The organism is Undibacterium hunanense (assembly GCF_014284335.1).
Taxonomy (GTDB): domain Bacteria; phylum Pseudomonadota; class Gammaproteobacteria; order Burkholderiales; family Burkholderiaceae_D; genus Undibacterium; species Undibacterium hunanense.
Window position 1 is genome coordinate 102,481 of record NZ_JACOGF010000009.1, and the last position, 19,338, is coordinate 121,818.

General features: G+C 51.1%; 14 protein-coding genes. 10 read left to right on the forward strand and 4 right to left on the reverse strand.

What is annotated here, in order from left to right; genetic code table 11:
• Window positions 1–435: 435 nt before the first annotated feature.
• The 8 genes from H8L32_RS17555 to H8L32_RS17590 all read left to right on the forward strand — a co-directional run bounded on the left by H8L32_RS17555 (window position 436) and on the right by H8L32_RS17590 (window position 11,351).
• Window positions 436–2,898, forward strand: a complete 2,463-nt coding sequence (locus tag H8L32_RS17555) for a TonB-dependent receptor (protein WP_186948563.1) — start codon at window positions 436–438, stop codon at window positions 2,896–2,898.
• 289 nt (window positions 2,899–3,187) lie between these two features.
• Window positions 3,188–4,264, forward strand: a complete 1,077-nt coding sequence (locus tag H8L32_RS17560; protein ID WP_230412285.1) for a BMP family lipoprotein — start codon at window positions 3,188–3,190, stop codon at window positions 4,262–4,264.
• Between the two features lie 16 nt (window positions 4,265–4,280).
• Entirely contained in the window at window positions 4,281–5,885 is a 1,605-nt protein-coding gene (locus H8L32_RS17565; RefSeq protein ID WP_186948565.1) for an ABC transporter ATP-binding protein, read from the forward strand.
• Window positions 5,882–7,054, forward strand: a complete 1,173-nt coding sequence (locus H8L32_RS17570) for an ABC transporter permease (RefSeq protein ID WP_186948566.1) — start codon at window positions 5,882–5,884, stop codon at window positions 7,052–7,054. Before H8L32_RS17565 ends, H8L32_RS17570 begins: the two co-directional genes overlap by 4 nt.
• The gene (locus H8L32_RS17575) at window positions 7,054–8,019 is read left to right on the forward strand and encodes an ABC transporter permease (protein ID WP_186948567.1); all 966 of its coding nucleotides are present in this window, start codon (window positions 7,054–7,056) and stop codon (window positions 8,017–8,019) included. The genes H8L32_RS17570 and H8L32_RS17575 overlap by 1 nt, the downstream gene beginning before the upstream one ends.
• Before the next feature lie 30 nt (window positions 8,020–8,049).
• Complete coding sequence (locus H8L32_RS17580) at window positions 8,050–9,108, forward strand: ADP-ribosylglycohydrolase family protein (RefSeq protein ID WP_230412286.1); 1,059 nt, start codon at window positions 8,050–8,052, stop codon at window positions 9,106–9,108.
• Between the two features lie 36 nt (window positions 9,109–9,144).
• The gene (locus tag H8L32_RS17585) at window positions 9,145–10,056 is read left to right on the forward strand and encodes a nucleoside hydrolase (RefSeq protein ID WP_186948569.1); all 912 of its coding nucleotides are present in this window, start codon (window positions 9,145–9,147) and stop codon (window positions 10,054–10,056) included.
• Window positions 10,057–10,286: 230 nt separating this feature from the next.
• On the forward strand, window positions 10,287–11,351 hold the full coding sequence (locus tag H8L32_RS17590) for an esterase-like activity of phytase family protein (protein WP_329605196.1): 1,065 nt from the start codon (window positions 10,287–10,289) through the stop codon (window positions 11,349–11,351).
• Window positions 11,352–11,454: 103 nt separating this feature from the next.
• On the opposite strand, the gene H8L32_RS17595 is transcribed toward H8L32_RS17590, so the two are convergent.
• A complete protein-coding gene (locus tag H8L32_RS17595) occupies window positions 11,455–13,137 on the reverse strand; it encodes an acid phosphatase (protein WP_186948570.1) in 1,683 nt (560 codons plus the stop codon).
• Window positions 13,138–13,621: 484 nt separating this feature from the next.
• Between H8L32_RS17595 and H8L32_RS17600 the strand changes: the two genes are divergently transcribed.
• Complete coding sequence (locus tag H8L32_RS17600) at window positions 13,622–13,999, forward strand: hypothetical protein (protein ID WP_186948571.1); 378 nt, start codon at window positions 13,622–13,624, stop codon at window positions 13,997–13,999.
• 133 nt (window positions 14,000–14,132) lie between these two features.
• Window positions 14,133–14,588 (forward strand): Fur family transcriptional regulator, encoded by a 456-nt coding sequence (locus tag H8L32_RS17605; RefSeq protein WP_222619402.1) that lies wholly within the window; start codon window positions 14,133–14,135, stop codon window positions 14,586–14,588.
• Window positions 14,589–14,710: 122 nt separating this feature from the next.
• Here the strand turns inward: H8L32_RS17605 and H8L32_RS17610 are convergent, their stop codons facing one another.
• The 3 genes from H8L32_RS17610 to H8L32_RS17620 form a co-directional block, all read right to left on the reverse strand.
• Window positions 14,711–15,901: a DUF1624 domain-containing protein gene (locus H8L32_RS17610; protein ID WP_186948573.1), complete on the reverse strand. Its 1,191-nt coding sequence runs from the start codon at window positions 15,899–15,901 to the stop codon at window positions 14,711–14,713.
• A 4-nt stretch (window positions 15,902–15,905) separates the two neighbouring features.
• Window positions 15,906–18,017 (reverse strand): TonB-dependent siderophore receptor, encoded by a 2,112-nt coding sequence (locus H8L32_RS17615; protein WP_186948574.1) that lies wholly within the window; start codon window positions 18,015–18,017, stop codon window positions 15,906–15,908.
• Window positions 18,018–18,088: 71 nt separating this feature from the next.
• Window positions 18,089–19,300, reverse strand: coding sequence for a phospholipase D-like domain-containing protein (locus tag H8L32_RS17620; protein ID WP_186948575.1), 1,212 nt, complete (start codon window positions 19,298–19,300; stop codon window positions 18,089–18,091).
• Between the last annotated feature and the right edge of the window lie 38 nt (window positions 19,301–19,338).

Genomic DNA, 19,338 nt, shown 5'->3' on the forward strand with positions numbered 1-19,338 from the left:
AATTGACATATTTTCTATGGAATAAGCACGATTTTCGTGCATTGGATCGTACCAACCAAGAAATTTTTCTGCAGGCCTGCAAATTCCATGGAGCCTTTCTTTAAAAATCGATCATTTTGGTGCAAAAATGACTCATTATTATTTATAAGGTACGTACCAGTATAAAATATTTATACTAATTAAGGTGTGGTATTTTTAAATTATTCTTTCAAGGAAAACGTTATAAACCATTAAATATAAGGGTTAATGGGCGAATTGAGGAAATTGGAAAGAAATTTTAAATTTCTATTGATTAGTGGTACATACCAATATAAAATTAATTCAACGGTTATCCATTGTTTTTCTTTCCGTCGAAATTCAGATGCAAATCAAGTCAGCTTAAGAATCGAAAACTTCACATGTCAATCGGGGGGTATCATGTATCGTAGGATAGGAATGTTTGCAGCAGGAACGGTGGTGGCGTTTCAGTGGGGTGGTGCAGCCAGTGCGCAAGAGGCTGCCACTGCGGCTGCTGCTGTGTCGGCGGAAAATCCGGTTACCGTTGTCGAGGTCACCGGTAAAGTGCTGGGTAAAGGCGAGGCCCGGGCGAATAGCGTTATCGATAAAGAGACGATACAGCAACAACCTGCGGGTCTTGATCCGCTCAAGTTACTGACCCGGGTGCCGGGTTTGCAAGTAGGGTCAAGTGATGCGTTGACAGGCAGCTTTTCAATGCGGCTGTCCATGCGTGGACTGAACAAAGAACAGATCGGTATATCAATCGATGGCATTCCTAACGGTTCGACCTTGTCGAATGGTGGAACCATGCCAAACCGTCTGATGGATACGGCAAATATTTCCAGAGTCGATGTTTCTCAGACTGCCGGTGATCTTGGTACACCTTCCAATCAGGCCCTGGGTGGCTATATCGATTTCAGAACACGTGATCCCAGCAAGGAGCGTGGTGGTGATGCCGAGATATCGATCGGTGATTATGGCTATCAAAGGGCGTTTGTCCGTTACGACACTGGCCGGTTTGATAATGGGATCAGCGCCTATGGCGACTTTTCGCATGAATATGTAAGAACCTGGCCAGGGGATCAGTCAGGCCGCAGCAAGCGCGATCATGCCGATATTCGTGTCCTGAAAGATCTGGGCAATGGTTCCAGTGTGCGCGCCACAGTCAGCTACAACAAAATGGCTGACAATGATTATGATGCCGTGGCATTGCGTGCTGTCAGTGCACCATTCTATAAATCAAATTTTGAAACCAATTCTGGCACGGATGGTTTGACTGATTACTGGACCGGCAATCCGGCTATCGATCAAAATTACCGTGGAACACGCGGTATCGCGAGTACCGAAGTATTTTCCCACATTGACTGGATTCAAAAACTGGGTGATGCAAGCAAGCTCACAATCAAACCCTATTTCCATCATCAGGAAGGCGATGGATGGTTCTATGTTCCTTATAAACAGAGGCCGACCAATGGTAGCGTCTACAGTGCCGTGGCACCTGGCGGTTCGCCTGTGTCTACCGTGCAGGAATGTTATGCGAATCAATACCAGACATCTGCATCGGGCGGCTTGATCCCGACAGCTAGTGTGGTACTGACTGCGGATGCCAGCGCCAGGCTTCTGGCTGGTGCTTGTCCGGCGGCGGCTAAATATGCCATGAACCCAGTCAGTCAATGGGGCGCACGCGAGGCGACCACCCGGCGCGGTGGCTATGAAATGGATAGAAAAGGTACGCTTGCAGAATTGGCTACCAACCTCGATAGCGGTCACTCGCTCAGGGTAGGTGGCTGGTACGAACATATCAGCCGTGCAAAAACACGTAACTGGTATCAGACCACAGACCCAACCGTCAGTTCGGCATACTCTGACAGTAATTTATATTCGATTACGCAAGATCGTCACTACAATTCCAATGCAGGAATGATGTATGCGCAAGACAAGATGAATTTGCTGGATGATCGTTTCGAGCTGGATGTCGGTGCGACTTACCAGCGTTTCAGTGAAACTTACAGCTCGCCTGTCGAGTTTAATGGTGAACGCCAGTTGTCGGTTTCTTCAGGTATTTTGCCGAAAATTGCCGCGCTGTACAGGATCAATGACGATTGGGAATTCTTTGTCAGTGGTTCAAAAAACTTCAGTGCAATTCCCGATAGTGTTTTTGAAGGCACGGCAGCAGTCGATGCGAAGAATGGTATCAAACCAGAAACCTCGATTAATAAGGATGCCGGTATTCGCTGGCTGAAAGGCCCCTACGGGCTGGGTATGACAGTCTATGCGATTGATTATCGTGACCGCATTTCCATCCAGAATGGCAATCCTAACGGGGACATTTTTTCTCGCGATGCAAAAACAACATTCCAGAATCTGGGTGGCATTAGTTCACGCGGCGTTGAACTGACTGCGCGTGCCAGTTTTGAACATCTGGAACTGTATGCCAATTATGCGTTCAATGACGCGCACTATGTAGAAGATACAGTGGCGGAAGGGATCAAGGCTGGTGACCCCGTACTGGGCGCAGCGCGGCATAATGCCTTTGCCGAAGTGACATGGAAATCATCTGCCGGCTGGCGTTTGACTGCCAATGCCAAGTATGTTGGCAAAGCAGCCGGTACCTACAATGTCGTCGCAAATACGGTAGTTAAAGGCGGCCCTGATTTCTATCCCAGAGAGTACATGCCCAATTACACCCTGATTGGTCTTTCTGGCAGCTATCGCCTGAATGGAAGTTTCCTGGGGGCCTTCACCAAAACAGAGCTCGCTTTCAATATCGACAATCTGTTTAACAAACAATATCTTGCCGGTGTGGGGTCTGAGCTGACAACGTCCAATCCTTTGACATCAGGACGATATTTTCTGGGTAGCCCGAGAACGCTGTTCGTAACGATGCGTACTCATTTTTGAGTTTCTGGACTGAACTTTTAGTCTGAATTGTTAGCTTGGACTGTTGCGTAGAAATTCTCTGGCAGAGGATGAGGGAAATGTCAGGGCGTGGTACTCAATCGCTAGTGTTTTCCCAAAAGATTGGGGTACCACGCACTGTGCCGCCGGGGGCAACCGGCAGCACATCGCCAAAAAGCAACATGAAATGTTGTATGAATGTACGATACAAAAATCACAGGCATATTGAAGGATTCCGGCAATGCGGATAGTCAAAGAATTCTTTTTTCAGGTGGCATGCTTTGCTGCAATTATGGCATTGCTCTACCTGTTACTTGCTGTGACAGCGCGTACTGATATCCGCAAGCCAGGCAATGCGCAACTGCGGGTTGCCTTGTTCATCAACGGAACACTGGGGGATAAATCCTTCTTTGATTCGGCGGCACATGGCATGGACCAGGCCAGGAAAACATTGCCCGTATTTGCCAAGATCATTGAAGGTGGTGTTGACCCTACACGTTGGGAAGCCGCGTTGACGGATCTGGCCGACAGCGGAGAATATGACCTGATTATTACCGGCACATTTGCCATGGTGCCTTATGTACAAAAGCTTGCCGAAGAATTTCCAGAAAATCATTTCATGGTATTTGATGCCGCAGTGGATTACCAGAAGTGCCGCTGCAAAAATGTCCATTCCATGCTTTTCAGACAGAACGAAGGCGCTTATCTTGCCGGCTTTCTTGCTCAAAAGCTGATGCAGAATGGCTTGCCGGATGTTGTTCCTGGCAGTGGTCTGGGAGTGATAGGCGGCATGCAGATTTCTGTCATAGAAGATTTTTTCACCGGATTTCGTGCGGGTGCAAAAGCCGCATCGTCAGATGCGCAGATTTTGAGTCAGTTCGCCAATTCTTTTTCTGACCCCGCCGCAGGCAAGGATATCGCCAAAGCGCAATATGCGCGCGGTGTGGGGCTTATTTTTCATGCAGCGGGTGCAACCGGGCAGGGCGTCAATGAGGCTGCGGCAGAGGCGCGTCGCTATGCAATCGGTGTGGACATAGATCAATATGCCTTATACCGGGTATCTAATCCGCAACGCGCAGCGCGGATAGTGACATCCGTCATCAAGAACGTGGATGTCGGTATTTTACGTGCGGTACAGCAGCAACTGGCAGGCAGCCTGGCATATGGACAGATTGAATCGCTCGGTCTGGCTGAAGGCGGTGTGCGTCTGGTGCGCGATTCAGACGTCATGGCGAAGGTGCCTGCGGAAGTGCTGAAAAGTCTTAATGAAACAGAACGTGCCGTGATTGAAAAACGTGTCCAGGTTCCTGGTGTTTTTACACAAATGCCCATTGCGAGCGGCGACGCATCCGTAAAGAGCAAGCCCTGATGCCATAGAGCAGACCATGCAAACTGATTACCCTGACAACAAGCTGCCTTACATCCTGGAACTGACCTGCGTATCGAAGCAATACGCTAACGGTATTCTGGCTAATGACAGAGTCAGTTTTGGTATCCGGCGCGGCGATATCCATGCGATTGTCGGCGAAAACGGTGCCGGAAAATCTACGTTGATGAAGTTGATTTATGGTCTTGAGCAGCCGGATGCAGGGAATATCCTGTTCGAAAGCAGGCAATTGCAATTCCGTACACCACGCGATGCGATCGCTGCTGGGATCGGTTTGGTTCCACAGCATCTTAAATTGGTGCCATCGTTTTCAGTTGCGAGAAATATCGTGTTGGGTCGTGAACCCATGCGTGGCCTGCTGGTTGACGATGACAGAGCGATTGCCGATGTGCGTGCAGTTTCGGCCAGGTTTGGGCTGGAGGTAGATCCTTTGGCGACAGTCGCAGATCTGTCGCTGGGTGAGCAACAAAAGGTTGAAATACTGAAAGCTTTGTATCGTGGTGCCCGTCTGTTGCTGCTGGATGAGCCGTCCGCAGTGCTGACACCGCAAGAGGCAGGTGCGCTGTTCACCGCACTGCGCAAGCTGGTTGAGCTGGGTCTGACGGTCGTGATCATCACCCACAAGCTCTCAGAGGTGCGCGAGGTGTCTGACCGTTATACCGTACTGCGTGGCGGAAAAGTCGTGGGCCTGGGCGATGCCAAAACCGTCAGTGAAGTTGAACTGACTGAACTGATCGTAGGCAAGACATTGACACCGTTGCAGATTCAAAGAAGCAGCAGAGATGCGCTTGATCCATTGGTAAGCGTAAGCAATCTCAGCGTGGTTCGTGATGACGGGCGACATGTCTTGCAGAATATATCGTTCGATATCGCACCGGGAGAAATACTGGGTATTGCCGGCATCGAAGGCAATGGCCAATCCTTCCTGGCCGAAGTTTTGTGTGGATCGCGCCAGCCTTCCGGAGGGCATGCCAGCATAGGCGGGCAGGTTTATACAGGACAGGGTGTGCGTTCAGCACGTTCTCACAGGGTCGCCAACATACCAGAAGACCGGCTGCATGATGGTGTTGCCGCAGACATGAGTATTGCAGAAAATGTCATGGCGGTTGATTACCATAAACGGCCTTTTTCCAGATTTGGAAGCCTGAACAGAGCGAGCATCCGGAATTTCGCCAGCCAGCTCATTCATTACTACGGTGTCGCCGCCGGGTCGGCAGATACCATCATTGGTGCCCTGTCAGGCGGCAATATGCAGAAACTGGTTTTTGCACGGGAAGTCGCCACGAAACCGCTGTTTTTGATCGCCTGCCAGCCCACGCGTGGAGTCGACATTGGTGCCAGTGACATGCTCCGGAAGTACCTGATCGAATTGCGCGATCAGGGAGCATCCATATTATTGATCTCTGCTGAACTGGATGAAATCCTTGCGCTCTCCGACCGTATTGCGGTGCTGGCGCAGGGGCAGATCGTCGGTCAATTTACCGGTGGACAGGTAAGCGCAAATGAATTGGGACTGTATATGACAGGAGCAAAACGCCAGTCAGGAGCCGACGCCGGTTTGGATGTGAACTCGGGTGTAGAAAGTGTTGAGGTGTTGGCATGACGGACATCATCACAAGTAATGTCTCACCCTCGATGGCAAGGCATGTCGATCTGGTCTGGCAACAGCGTCTGCGTTTGTTTTTCGCCGTGTTTTGTGCTTTGCTGATTGGCTTCCTGGTGACTGCCACGGTCAGCAAAGAACCTGTTCGCGCCTACCTGACCATGCTTACAGGGCCACTGCCTGAAATCCGCTGGAGCGATCTGCATGGATGGCAATTGCGACGCATGGTGCGTTTTGGTTCTGTCATTGAAGATACCATTACGCTGAGCTTTCTCGGTCTTGCCGTTGCCATTCCATTCCGGGCGCGTCAGTTTTCACTGGGTGCAGATGGACAATTGTTTTTGTCGGCACTGGCTGCGGCGGCGGTCAGTCTTTATCTGGGCGATGGATTCCCTTTTCTTTTGCCCATCGTTTTTGTAGCGGCCATTCTGACCGGCTTCACCTGGGGCCTGCTACCCGGGGTATTGAAAGCGCGTTACCAGGTCAACGAGATTGTGAGCACGCTCATGCTCAATCTGATCGCCGTGCAATTGTATCGCCTGATCATCTCTGAATACATGCGTGACCCCGGGGCCGGTTTTCTGGTAACGCCAGTGTTGCCTTCTTCTGCCATCTTTTCGGGTCTGATAGCGCATACCAATGTCAGCACCATGTTGTACCTGCTGCCCTTTGTCGTATTCGCAGCCTGGTATTTGTTGATGCGTACAACGACAGGTTATGAAATACGTACCGTTGGTTCTGCCCCTGCTTTTGCCCGCCGGGTGGGTATGCCGGTAACGCGCTCCATCATTCTTTCGATGGCGTTCGGTGGTGCGTTTGCTGCATTCGCGGGCCTGCACATCAGCAACGGACTTTTGAAGCGGCTACCGGTTGAATTGTCGCCGGGGCTGGGCTTTGATGGATTGGTCGTGTCCTTGCTGGCGCGTAATGACCCGAAGGCAATTCCAATGGCAGCATTTTTCTATGCCTATCTTCGTACCGGTGCCCAAGCGATGGAACGCACGACCGATGTGTCACGCGAAGTAGTGCAGATCGTCCAGGCCCTGATCATTCTGTTCGTTGTTGCCGAACACCTGATACCGGCAGGCTTTTCTGCCAGGCTGAGACAATCCTGGAATTCCTTTCTGCAAAAATTCAATTACATCCATCGTTTGAAGGGCCAGAAATGATGAGTTTTGATGCAATTGCACTGGCAACATTTGCCGCCACCATGTTAGTGGCTGTCATGCGGGCGTCGACCCCCATCGTGTTTGCTGCGCTGGGTGGATTGATTTCCGACCTGGCTGGCAGCATCAACGTGGCACTGGAAGGCATCATGCTGGTCGCTGCATTTTTTGGCGTCATCGTATCGGTTTATTGCCAGACATGGTTGCCAGGATTGTCACCCTGGATATATCCCTGGACAGGCGCCTTTGCAGGCATCCTGGCTGCACTGCTCCTTACTGGCGTGCTGGCGGTGTTCCATCTTGAATTGAAAGCAGACCTGATCGTTGCAGGTATTGCCATCAATATTCTCGCGGCGGGGTTGACCGTGTTTTTGCTGGTATCGATAGTCGGCGACAAAGGCTCGACCGCCAGCCTGAACAGCCCGGGCTTGCCTCTTATTCATATCCCCGGTCTGGCTGGCGTTCCACCACTGGACGTATTGCTCAACGGAGACGGTGGGCAGGGCCACCATGTTTTGCTGTATCTGGCGCTTGCCAGTGTTGTCCTGGTCCGCCTGTTTTTAGGGCGTACCCAATATGGCACCTGGTTACGCGCGGTAGGGGAAAACCGTGACGCGGCCCTCATTGCAGGCATACCGGTGAAGCGTGTCCAATACCTGGGGTTTTTCCTCAGTGGTTTTTTGGCCAGCCTGGGCGGTATTTACTTGAGTATGGGTTATCTGTCCCTGTTCCAGTCAGACATGGTGGCAGGTCGTGGCTTTCTGGCCTTGGCGGCGATTTTTCTGGGCCGCAGGTCTGCACCTGGAACCTTCATCGCCGCCTGTGTATTTGGTGCATCGTCGGTACTGGCGACGCAATTGGGAATGTTCAAAATTCCTACGCAACTGGTGTACATGATACCGCCTGTCATTACGGTTATCGTGCTCGTTTTTGCTGGCATGCGCCAGAGAAAACTGTCTGTCTCTTAAGAGGATAAAAATAAAATGAAGGAGCAATTTTTGAACAAACTGATATTCCAGGACCGGATTCTGGCTTCGCTGCTATTGGCAGGTATGGGTGATGCACTGGGTGCGCCGACTGAACAGTGGACCATAGAAGAGATTTTTAAAAAATATGGCGGACTTGTGCTTGATTTCGACATTCCGCCTGAAGATACTTTTGCGGGCGCAAATGCCGGTAAGCGCGGAGAAGTCACTGACGATGCCAGCCAGATGTATTACCTGGCGCGTGCAATGATAGCGGCTGATGGCGCGCTGGATCAGGCCGACTGGGTTGCATGCCTGCTGGACTGGGCAAGCAATAGTCCCAAGGCCAGTTTCATGGGACCAAGTACTGCCGGTATAGTCAAAGCGCTGCAAGAGGGAAGCGATACCGCATTGGTCGGGGTGATTGGCACTTCCCGCCGCAAGATGACATCTGTCGGTACCACCAATGGGGCGGCAATGCGGGTTGCGCCAGCTGGTTTGATATACCCTGGAAATATCGATGCGGCATGTCGTCAGGCTTTGATTACCTGTCTTCCATCCCATGACACGAATGTCGCCATTTCTGCTGCCTGTTCTGTCGCAGCAGCAGTGTCGCAGGCGCTGGTATCAAACAATCTCCATGATGTGATCAACGGCGCGATAGAGGGGGCACATATTGGTGAACAGCTTGCCAGTGAACATGCGCGCATAGTCGCTGGTCCACAATATATAGCGCGACTTGAGATGGCTTTGAGCATCGCAGCAGAGGCGACAAACGATTATTCCTTCCTGACCCGAATGGAGCGCATGGTTGGCAATTCAGTGCTGGCGGCAGAGTCAGTTCCAGCCGCCCTTGGTGTCGTCGCTTATTCCAAAGGCGATGCGTTGCGCACGATAGCCCTGAGTGCATCGATAGGTAACGATACCGATTCCATCGCTACCATGGCCGGGTCTATTGTCGGTGCGCTGGTTGGTACTGAAAAGCTGCCTCAGAATCTGATCCAGGAATTCAAGCAGGCGAATAAGGCCGATTTTGATCTTGACAAGTTGGCGCTGGCTTTGGCTGCGATTGCTGGTCGCAATCATGGATAGAAGTATTGTTGCCAGTAACTCTGGGCAGTGAACATCATGAAAAAAATCATTATTGACTGCGACCCAGGCATTGACGACGCGCTGGCTTTGCTTTTGGCGGCTTCCAGCGATCAGCTGGATCTGCTTGCAGTGACCACGGTTGCAGGTAATCGCCCGGTAGCAATTACTGCAAGGAATGCACGCCGGATACTGGATGCCGCTGGAAAAATGCATGTACCTGTGTATGCAGGTGCAGCCTTGCCACTGGGCTATGCAGAAGCCCGCTGCAATCTGGTGCATGGTGAAGATGGCCTGGGTGGAGTTGTATTTGGGGCGGACAGGTCAGTCCAGACTGGTCATGCAGCAAATCGCCTGATTGAACTGCTGCTGGAACATGAAGAGGGAAGCATAACGCTGGTAGCGATAGGTCCGCTGACCAACCTGGCACTGGCAGAACGCCTGTCGCCTGGCATTTTAAAGCGGGCAAGGCAGTTACTCATCATGGGTGGCGCACTGCGATGTCCTGGCAACGTAACGCCTGCAGCGGAATTCAATTTTTATGCAGATCCGGTTGCTGCAGAAATTGTCATCACGGCGGAAGCCAGTCTTGTACTGTTTCCTCTGGATGTGACACATCAGGTGGTCATGTCACCAGAGTGGATACAGTCGTTTTCAACTATTGACACGCATTGTGGCCAGCTGGCTGCCGACATGCTGGAAGCTTATGCAAAACTGGACCCGCTGCTCCACGATGCCTGTCCGGTCGCGTATTTATTGGACAGCAGCTTGTTTGGCGGTGAATCATGTGCTGTAACGATAGATTGCCGCCCTGGTCCTACCGAAGGTTATGCCATGTCCTGGTTTGGTTCCCAGATTGATGGGCGCAAGGAAAATGTATGGGCAATTACAAAGGTCCATGATGAAGCCTTGCTGACGCTGGTGCGTTCTTCCATCAACATGCTTTCCTGATGTCATTGAGAGAAGTTTAAATGTTTTCAATTAGATGTAATCAGTGCTGAGGAAATAATATGACTGCATTGGCAAAATTATCTGGACGGACTATATCCATGGCATCTGCAATTCAAAGCATCAAGTCACTGGTGACGCTGTGCATGCTTGTGTTGATCTCTGCTTGCGTTAGCGACAGTACTGTAGGCAAAGTAGCGAACACAGAGGTGAATAAGACAAGGGAAAACACAGTGCAACATACTGTGGGCAGTCTTCGTTTCATTGGTGAACAGCGCATTCCTTTAAAAGCAATCTATGCTGATACCGTGGTCGGTGGGCTTTCTGGAATTGACTACGATGCACGTACAGAAACATGGATTCTGGAAAGTGATGACAGGTCAGAATATAGCCCCGCACGTTTTTATACTGCCACACTGAATTATGACCAGCATGCCTTTACCTCAGTGACACTGACTGGCGTGCATTTTTTTAAACAGTCCAACGGAAAAAACTATCCGGATGCGAAGCTGTTTGAAAAAGAAGGTGGTGAGGTAGCAGACATAGAATCGATACGCTTCGATCCCCTGGATGACAGTATCTGGTATGCCAGCGAAGGCAGCCGGAAATTGGGACTTAATCCATTCATCAGACAGGCGAAGCGGGATGGCAGTTACCTGTCCACCTTACCCACGCCTGCGATGTTGAATGTTTCACCCAATGAAGAAACCGGATCACGGAATAATTTGAGTTTCGAAGGACTGAGTTTTTCTCCGGATGGTAAATATCTCTGGCTGGGCATGGAAACAGCCATATATCAGGATGGACCGGTTGCCACAGTCGATAAAGGGGCGGTCAGTCGCATTACACGTTTTGACCGCAAGGGTAAGGTGTTTGAACAATATGCCTATCCACTTGATCCAATTCAGGTGGCAGCTGCACCTGGCCGGTTCAGTGATAACGGTTTGTCAGAAGTGCTTGCTGTCAATGAGCATCAACTGCTGGTACTGGAACGTTCCGGCGTTCAGGACGCAACAGGTGTTTTCAAATTTTATATTCGTCTGTATGAAATGGATATTCATGGGGCAACAGACATCAAGGATATTGCCTCGTTGAAGAAAGCAAAGTATGTACCTGTTCAAAAAAGATTGGTCTTGAATTTGAATGAAGCTGGTTTGCCAAAAATCGACAATATAGAAGGAATTGCGTGGGGACATAAATTGCCCAACGGCCATGACACCATTGTGCTTGTATCGGATGATAATTTCGATCAGACCCAGGTGACACAACTGCTGGTTTTTGAGGTACTACCAAAATAACAGGACACCTCAATCAGTCTCTTCTAAAACGTCAAAGACTGATTGAGGACACAGTTTATTGGAAACAGCTTGCCAATAAAAAGGTGATACCCATCTGGTGTTTTTAACTCACCTGGTGTTCGGCGAAACTCAGTGCGCCAGTCAGATCACCTGGCGGCAAGGCACCCCGTTCAATAAATGCAGCGTTACGTACTTTGATCCCCTCCAACAGAGGCAAGCCATGCAGGCGGGTAATGAAACGCATGATGGATGTCGTGTCGTAGAAGCTATGATCGACATTTCCCTTCTTTGCATACGGGGAAACAATAATCGCAGGAATGCGTGATCCTGGCCCCCAGCGGTCGCCTTTGGGTGGTGCCACATGATCCCACCAGCCACCATTTTCATCGAAGGTAATCACGACCAGCATGTTTTTCCACTGGGGGCTTTTCTTCAAATGTTCCAATACATTGGCGACGTGCTGATCACCGGATTCAACATCAGAATAACCCGCATGCATGTTGAGATTGCCCTGCGGTTTATAAAACGTCACAGCAGGCAATTTTCCCGCAATAACATCTGCCAGAAACTTGTTGGAAATGGGGCTGTCACCCAGGCCGCCATCACGTAAATGTTCTTTGCGTGCCGCAGTGCCTGGCGCGAATTGCCTGAAATAATTGAACGGTTGATGGTGATACTGGAAATTCGGTTTTTCACCGCCCCCCTTATATTCCAGGGCGACTTGCCAGGCACCGCCATACCAGGCCCAACTGACACCTTTACGTGATAGTAAATCCCCTATCGTGTCATAGCTTTGTGGCGGCAAGGTGCTAGGATCTTGCGGGTCTGCCAATGTGGTATCACCACCAGGCGCTGGCTTGATATAGCTTGGCTGGTAGGGTGGGGCCATGGTGTTGACTGCGTAGCCGTCCGGAGTCATTGCGCCATCGCTGACGAATTTCGGTTTGCCGTCCATTGCTGATGGCGGACAGCCTTTGTCTATCGCCAGTCTCACCCCGGTTGGGCCATCCTCAGTGACGGCTATTTTCTTTTTTGCCGGGGTATTTGGCGCATCAAAGTATTCGGGTGTTCTGCCTGAGATCAGGAACTGGTGGTTCAAGTAGGAGCCACCAAATGCCGCCATGAAAAAGTTATCGCACAGCGTATATTGCCGGGCAATTTTCCATAAATCGAGATTCTTTTGCGTTTCGCCATAGTGGCCCATGGTCAGTCCACCTGAATCTGCCCAGGCGACGAAGTGGTCATTCTTCCCACCATTGATCTGCATCTGATTCTGGTAGAAAAGATGCCACAAATCGCGGGTGATCACCGATTCAGGAAGCGGCAGGCCTTCTGCATCCTTCAAGGCAAATGGCGCATTTGGCAGACCCGTGATCTTGTCTTCCGCAATCACGTAATTTTTACCGCTCAGGTTCTGCGCACGTGGCACCATTCCACCCCATATTTTGGGCAAGGTACTCAAGACAGAACCATCCCTGTCTTTTTGTGTAAAAACAGAAGCGGGAACATCAGACAAAGGCTGGCTGACACCAGGGAAGTTGCCAAACAGATTATTGAAGCTGCGGTTTTCCAGATAAATCACAACCACATTTTTGATGTGCGCTTTAAGCTTGGTATCCAGAGAGCCTGCCACGACTTTATCCGTTTTGTGCGTAGCAGCTTCTCCCACGAGAGGCAGGCTTCCCACAACGCCTGCAACTGCTGCACCTTGCAGCAGGCGCCGGCGGGATGGGTCTGTTGGAAGATCGGAATCTTCAGTATGAATCGGATGCTGCTTGTCTGACATATTGGCTCCAGAATAGTAATAAATTCAAGACAGAAATTACGAAAAATCGCCCCCGGTGTTACAACTCCTGCATGTGGCACAAGCTTGTACGGACTTCGCTTGCCGGACAATTTTTCGTCAATCCTGCGAGTAATAAAATCTTCAATGCATGGTGCTTATTTTCGCTCTCGATTATATGATAAGTTGCGTCCTTGTCTGGCATCTTTGCTCGATTTTTAATCAGAACAGCAGCTGAAAAATAGACCTGTCTTGCACATATTTTTTAAACGGCACAGCGAGCGAATATTTATGTGCACAGATGCTTGCAATCAGTGCTGGCAGGTGGACATGGCCTTAGGGATGCAAGTACTGGTGTCCGTAAATGAAAAATGAATAGAAATGAATGAGGACAGATAAAAAGGTGGGCACTTTATGTGGAATGGTCATGTAACTTTTGGGTACTTTTGGGCTGCTTATACGGATTGTATAGACCAGTACAGCCCGCATGCCCACATCGCCTCAACTTGCCAAAATAGCGGCCTGTATCTATGGTTTGCCCGACGCAAGGCGACAGAAAGCAGAATCACAGAAATTGAACGTCAACATGCAGCATCCATGGATGCTGACGCATGAGTGGCAAGATCAAATCAAAGAACAAGTTTCGCCATATTCGCCAGATATGGGGTATGCCCGTCGTCATTGGGCTATGCACGGTTTTCGGCTTGGTTGGTTCCAGATAGCGGCGACTCAACTGGAGCGGCTTGGCTTCTGTATTGGGGGGGGGCTTAAGGGGCAGCGTCACGGAAATAATGATATTTCTTTCCATTACCACAATAATGTAAATAGTTGCTTGCGAATAGTAATGAGAACCATTATCATTTAAGTGTTGCGGATGTGGCCTGTGCATAGCTTGAGCTGGCAAGACTTGTTCTTCCCGGTAAAAAGATCAGCGAGTACCTTTTTCAAAGATATGCCTGAATGATAATAATATGGAAAAAAAGACTAGACTCAATTCGATGAACTCTGAAGAAATACCGCGCTTGACAGAGCAGTTGCAACGCGCGGGGCTCAGGCCAACGGTCGGTCGTGTGGGCATGCTGTCTGCCATTATCCAGATGGGTGATGGCTATCATTATCCGGAAGATATTTTAAGAGAGTTGCTGCGGCAAGACAGGATGGGCAGCATCACGACGATTTACAGAGTACTTGCCGATTTGAGTGCCATCAATTTTCTGCAACGGTCTTTCGATGCAGATGGCAAAGCAAAATATCGACTGACATATGAAATCAAGGACGCTGAAGAGATATGTCTGGTGTGTGAACAATCTGGCCGTCGCATCACCGTCCATGACAGGGAACTCAGGGCGCAACTTGATCATCTGGCCCGCTTGCATGGGATGGAAACTTCTACCGTGCCTTTGCTGATACAGGTGAATGCTGTAACTGCATTTGAAAATTCAGACTTTAAATAAATATCTGGCTCCACCGGTCTGTTGATTTTCTTAATGAGGCTGCTGCATTTGCCATTCTATTCCAGACAGCAAGCAGCCTGCCGAAAGCAGGCGCTTGCATGGCAACATGGTAAAAAGCAACTTCAAAAATACCTGACCCATACCTGCCCGGATTGCCGTTTGAAGCGGGCAAAACTGCGGCAGGGATAATACAGCGCCGGTATCAGCGCCGCTGAGATCAGCCATAGCTGCCAGACATGATCGACACCAAAACGCTGGCCGTGGTTGGCGCCAAACAGTTTGACGAACAGGATTTGCATGAGCAGCAATACATACAAATGCAGCAGGTAGTAAAACATGGGGGCAGCACCAAAGATGCTGCATACGCGGCCTAGCCAGCCATGCCGGGTTTCCAGCCAGGCCAGACATAACATGCCCGCTCCCAGTGTCAGCAAGGCAAAATCCAGTGAGGGCGGGTATTTGGTCAGGTTCAGGAAGGACATGGTACTGTGCAGGCTGTCTTCACCTGTTTGCCACGGCAGGTTTTCTCCATAGCCGTTCAGGCTGCGCAATACCACAAACAATAGCAATGCCGTTGCACCCAGTAGCGTCAGCATGCGCTGGCGTCGCACTGGCGTGATGTCATTTGCATACAGCCTGCCAGCCACATAACCCAAAAGGATAATGCCTATCCAGGGTAACAGGGGATAGCTGACCTTGATCTTGACTGCACCTTCCGTCACCAGAAAACCACGATGCAAAAACACTGTCCACAAGGCATGGGCAATGCCACCGGGCGCTACTGTGAGCGAGGCCAGGGCATTGTGACCTGCGACGATGATGATACCCGTCAACCCCAATACCATGGCCGGCAGACGATGCAGTAAACCCAGTACGATCATGCACAGACCGATGACCCAGATCACCTGCAGATACAGGACAGGTGGTGGAAATTGTCCTGACCATGCAAAGTTCACCACCAGCAATTCCAGCAGCACCAACAGCAGACCACGTTTGATCAGGAAGCCGCTGGCATCGCGCGGTTCAGATGCGGAATGTGTAGCCGAAGGTGCAGCCGAATGCGCATACAGCCAGGCAGACAAGCCGGTCAGGAACACAAAGACTGGGGCACAGATGTGGGCCGCCAGCCGGCTAAAAAACAGGGCGGGTTCGGTCTGGCTGACATCCATGGGATCACTGACCTGATGGTGCAGGTAAAAACTTTCCCGCACATGATCAAGCAGCATGATCAGCATGACCAGGCCGCGCATGGCATCAATCGCAGTGATGCGCATGCGTCCCTCGGTTATACTGGTAGTGGCAAGACTGCTCATCGTTTTAGAACTGCTGGTGCAGGTTCAGGCTGACACTGCGTTCTGTGCCGGGTGTCACCCATAGCTGGCTATACGAACTGGCGTAATAGCGCTTGTTGAACAGGTTATCCACATTCAATGACAGCCGCGTGGTTTTGCTGGGACTATAGGACGACATCAGCTTCACCGTGGTGTAGGCGGGCAGCGTGAAGTTGGAAGATACCGCCACGTCACCCAGGCGTTCGCCCACATAGTTGATACCCGCACCCAGGCTGGCCCTGGCTGTGCCTATGGAAAATAACTGACTGAGTATCAGATTGGCGCTATGTTTGGCGACATTCGGAAAACGGCTGCCGGTGACAATGGTATTGTCGCCCTTGGTGACGGTCGCATCGGTATAGGCATACGCGGCTGACAGGCGCAGATTGGGCATGATATCGCCCGCCACATCCATTTCCAGCCCCTTGCTGCCGACTTCACCCGCAGCGATGGAAAAATCGGTATTGGCCGGGTTGGTTGTCAGTACATTGGTTTTCTTGATACGGTAGAGGGCGATGGTGGCGCTGGTCTTGTTGTCTGGCGTATCGAATTTGACGCCGACTTCATACGAGCGGCTTTCTTCTGCCGGGAAGGCGGTGTTGCTGATACTGATGCCGCTATTCGGACGGAAACCTTTTGCTGCGCTGGCATACAGTGATACACCAGCCATGGGCTGATACACCAGGCCCGCACGCGGGCTGGTGGCACTGAGCGACTGACTGGTGGCAACGGCAGCGCGATAATTAGTCAGAGTCTGGTCATAATGGTCGCTACGCAGGCCGAACAGCGCTTTCCATTGCGGGCCCAGATCAAGCTGGTCTTGCAGGTAGAGGCCACGGGCTTTCTGGTTTTCCAGCGTATTGACTGACAGCGCCAACGGATCGGCTGTTTTGCCATATACGGGGTTGTAGATATCGATGGCATACGCATTCGTCGCCGAAGGATTGCGGCGCAATTGCACGCGGCTGTCGTCAAACTGATAGCTGTCAATACCCAACAGCACATTATGCCTGATGGCTGCCGTATCAAACTTGCCGACCAGTTCAACACGGGCCGATCGGTCGGTTGCTGAAAAATCACGGTAGCGACGCTGGCGTCGTAAAGTACGTTCATCAGCCAGCAGATTATTCGCTTCGGTAGAAAAGCCGCGTAGCTCACTGTCACGGTATGACAGACCACTTTGCAGCGACCACTGCTGGTTGAAATCATGCTGTATAAAGACCTGGTGACCCAGAGATTTGACGGTTACCGGGCCATCGCCAGGTTCGCCAAGGAAGCGCGAATTCGGTATCAGGCCCAGTTTGCCGTTGATGGCCAGCACACCCCGGTCAAACGGCGTCTTTTGTTCGCTGGCTTCCAGTTCATACGACAGCGTGGTGCGCTCACCGATCAACCAGACCAGCGAAGGCGAAACGAAACTGCGCTTGCTGCTGATGGTGTCACGATAGCTGTCGCCCTGTTCTGCCGCTGCATTGATACGGTAAGCAATATTCTCACTGACTGGCCCGGTCAGGTCGGCGGCCACACGATAAGTCTGGTGGCTGGCGAGGCTGAGGTCGATATCATACCCGGGCTTGAAGCGTGGTTTCTTGGTCATAATGTTGACCGTGCCGCCGGGTTCGCCACGGCCATATAGTGCAGATGATGGCCCTTTCAGGACTTCGATGGACTGGGTGTTGGCCGTATCGCGCAAACCGTTATAGCCTCGGCTGGAATTGAAACCGTTGACCATATAATCGGAACCAAAATTCGGGTCACCAGTAAAGCCGCGCATGGCATAACTGTCCCACAAGCCCCCCAGATTACTTTGCCGGGCAATGCCGCTGGTGAGGTCAAGTGCATTATTCAGACTGGTGACACCGTTGTCCTTGAGCAGGTCTGCTGTCAGTACCCGCACGCTTTGCGGCAAGTCTGCCAGCAAGGCATCGGTCTTGGTTGCACCGGTGGCAGAGATGCCGCGGTAATTCTGTCTTTGCGACTGAATCAGCACTTCGCTACCAGCCTGGTCGTTTGCTGTGTTGCTGTCAGCGGCGGCTGCCAGCAATGGACAGGTGGCAGCCACCAGGATGCTCAGACGGGGGTAAAACTTGTGGGACATGAAATTTCCTGTAAATATAAAATTAAAAATGGGGGAGAGCAGACGTGGCAGCTTGTTGCCTGTTCAGGCACTTAGCCTTTGACAGGTTTGGGATAATTTTTCTGTATCTCCAGTGGCTGCGCATAGGGCGATTGCCAGGTTTGTTCATGCAGATCTGCCAGGCGCTTTGCCATGGCTTCGTTACGCAGAACGATTTCCAGATTGCGTGAATTGTCCAGATAACCGCCACTCCAGTTGCTGGTGCCTATCCACGCCAATTTGCCGTCTATCGACATGGTTTTACTGTGGATGACACGAGCAAAAGGGATGAAGCCGCTACTGGCCTGGGGCAGGTTGACGATCCTGATTTCCATGCCCGGCAGCAGGGCGAGACTTTTCAGGTGATGAATGGCAGGTTCTTCGGTATTCCAGTTCGATACCATGAGCCTGACCCTGACACCCCGCGCCAGCGCTGCGCGAATCGCGTTATCGATCACGGCGTAATACGGGCGCTTGCGACCGGGGGCGTAGCTCAGCGGCACATAGTCAAGTAAAGTGATCCTGACTTCAGATGTGGCCGCTGCCAGCAGCCTGACCAGTTCTGATTCCGAATCACCGATACCAGGCGGGTTAAACGCATTCGGGCTGGCCACCAGATAGGCGGACTGGGACTGGTCAGCCAATACCACCGACTGGTTCAGCGCGGGCACCGCTTTACCTTCAGTCAGCAAGGCCTGCGCTTGCCAGTCGATGTCGAAAATACTGTGTAACTGCCTGACCATGGCCACATCATTGATACGCAAGCCGGTTTCATGGATATGGCTTAATGAACGCCAGTCAAAATTCTGACTGCCGACATAGGCGATGGCTTTATCCACAACCATATACTTGGCGTGGATAATGCCTTGTCCACGCAGCTTGCCGAATTCCATGAAGCGGAAATCAAGATGGGGAATGTTTTTCAGGCGTTCTATGCTCTTCATCTCGGACGCAGACTTACCTTTTTCTTCCATCAGAAAACGTATCTTCACACCGCGTTCACCAGCCGCTGCCAGATGGGCAATCACCTTGTCCAGCGCTTCTCCCGTTTTGCCCGCAACGTAAAACTGCGCGATATCAATATCTGTTTTTGCTGCATCCAGCATTTCGCACCAAACGGTGACTGGGTCGCGCAAATCGGGGTTGCTCAATGTGGTTTCTGCTGGTGTGGTGTAGACCAGTTCAAAGCCGGGGATAGCGAAATCTGCTTTTGCCGGACCTGACAGAGCAAATGCTATCGCCAGCAATATACTGAGTTTGCGCATGGTTTTACCTTGTGAAATTATTGTTGCTTGTTTTTACT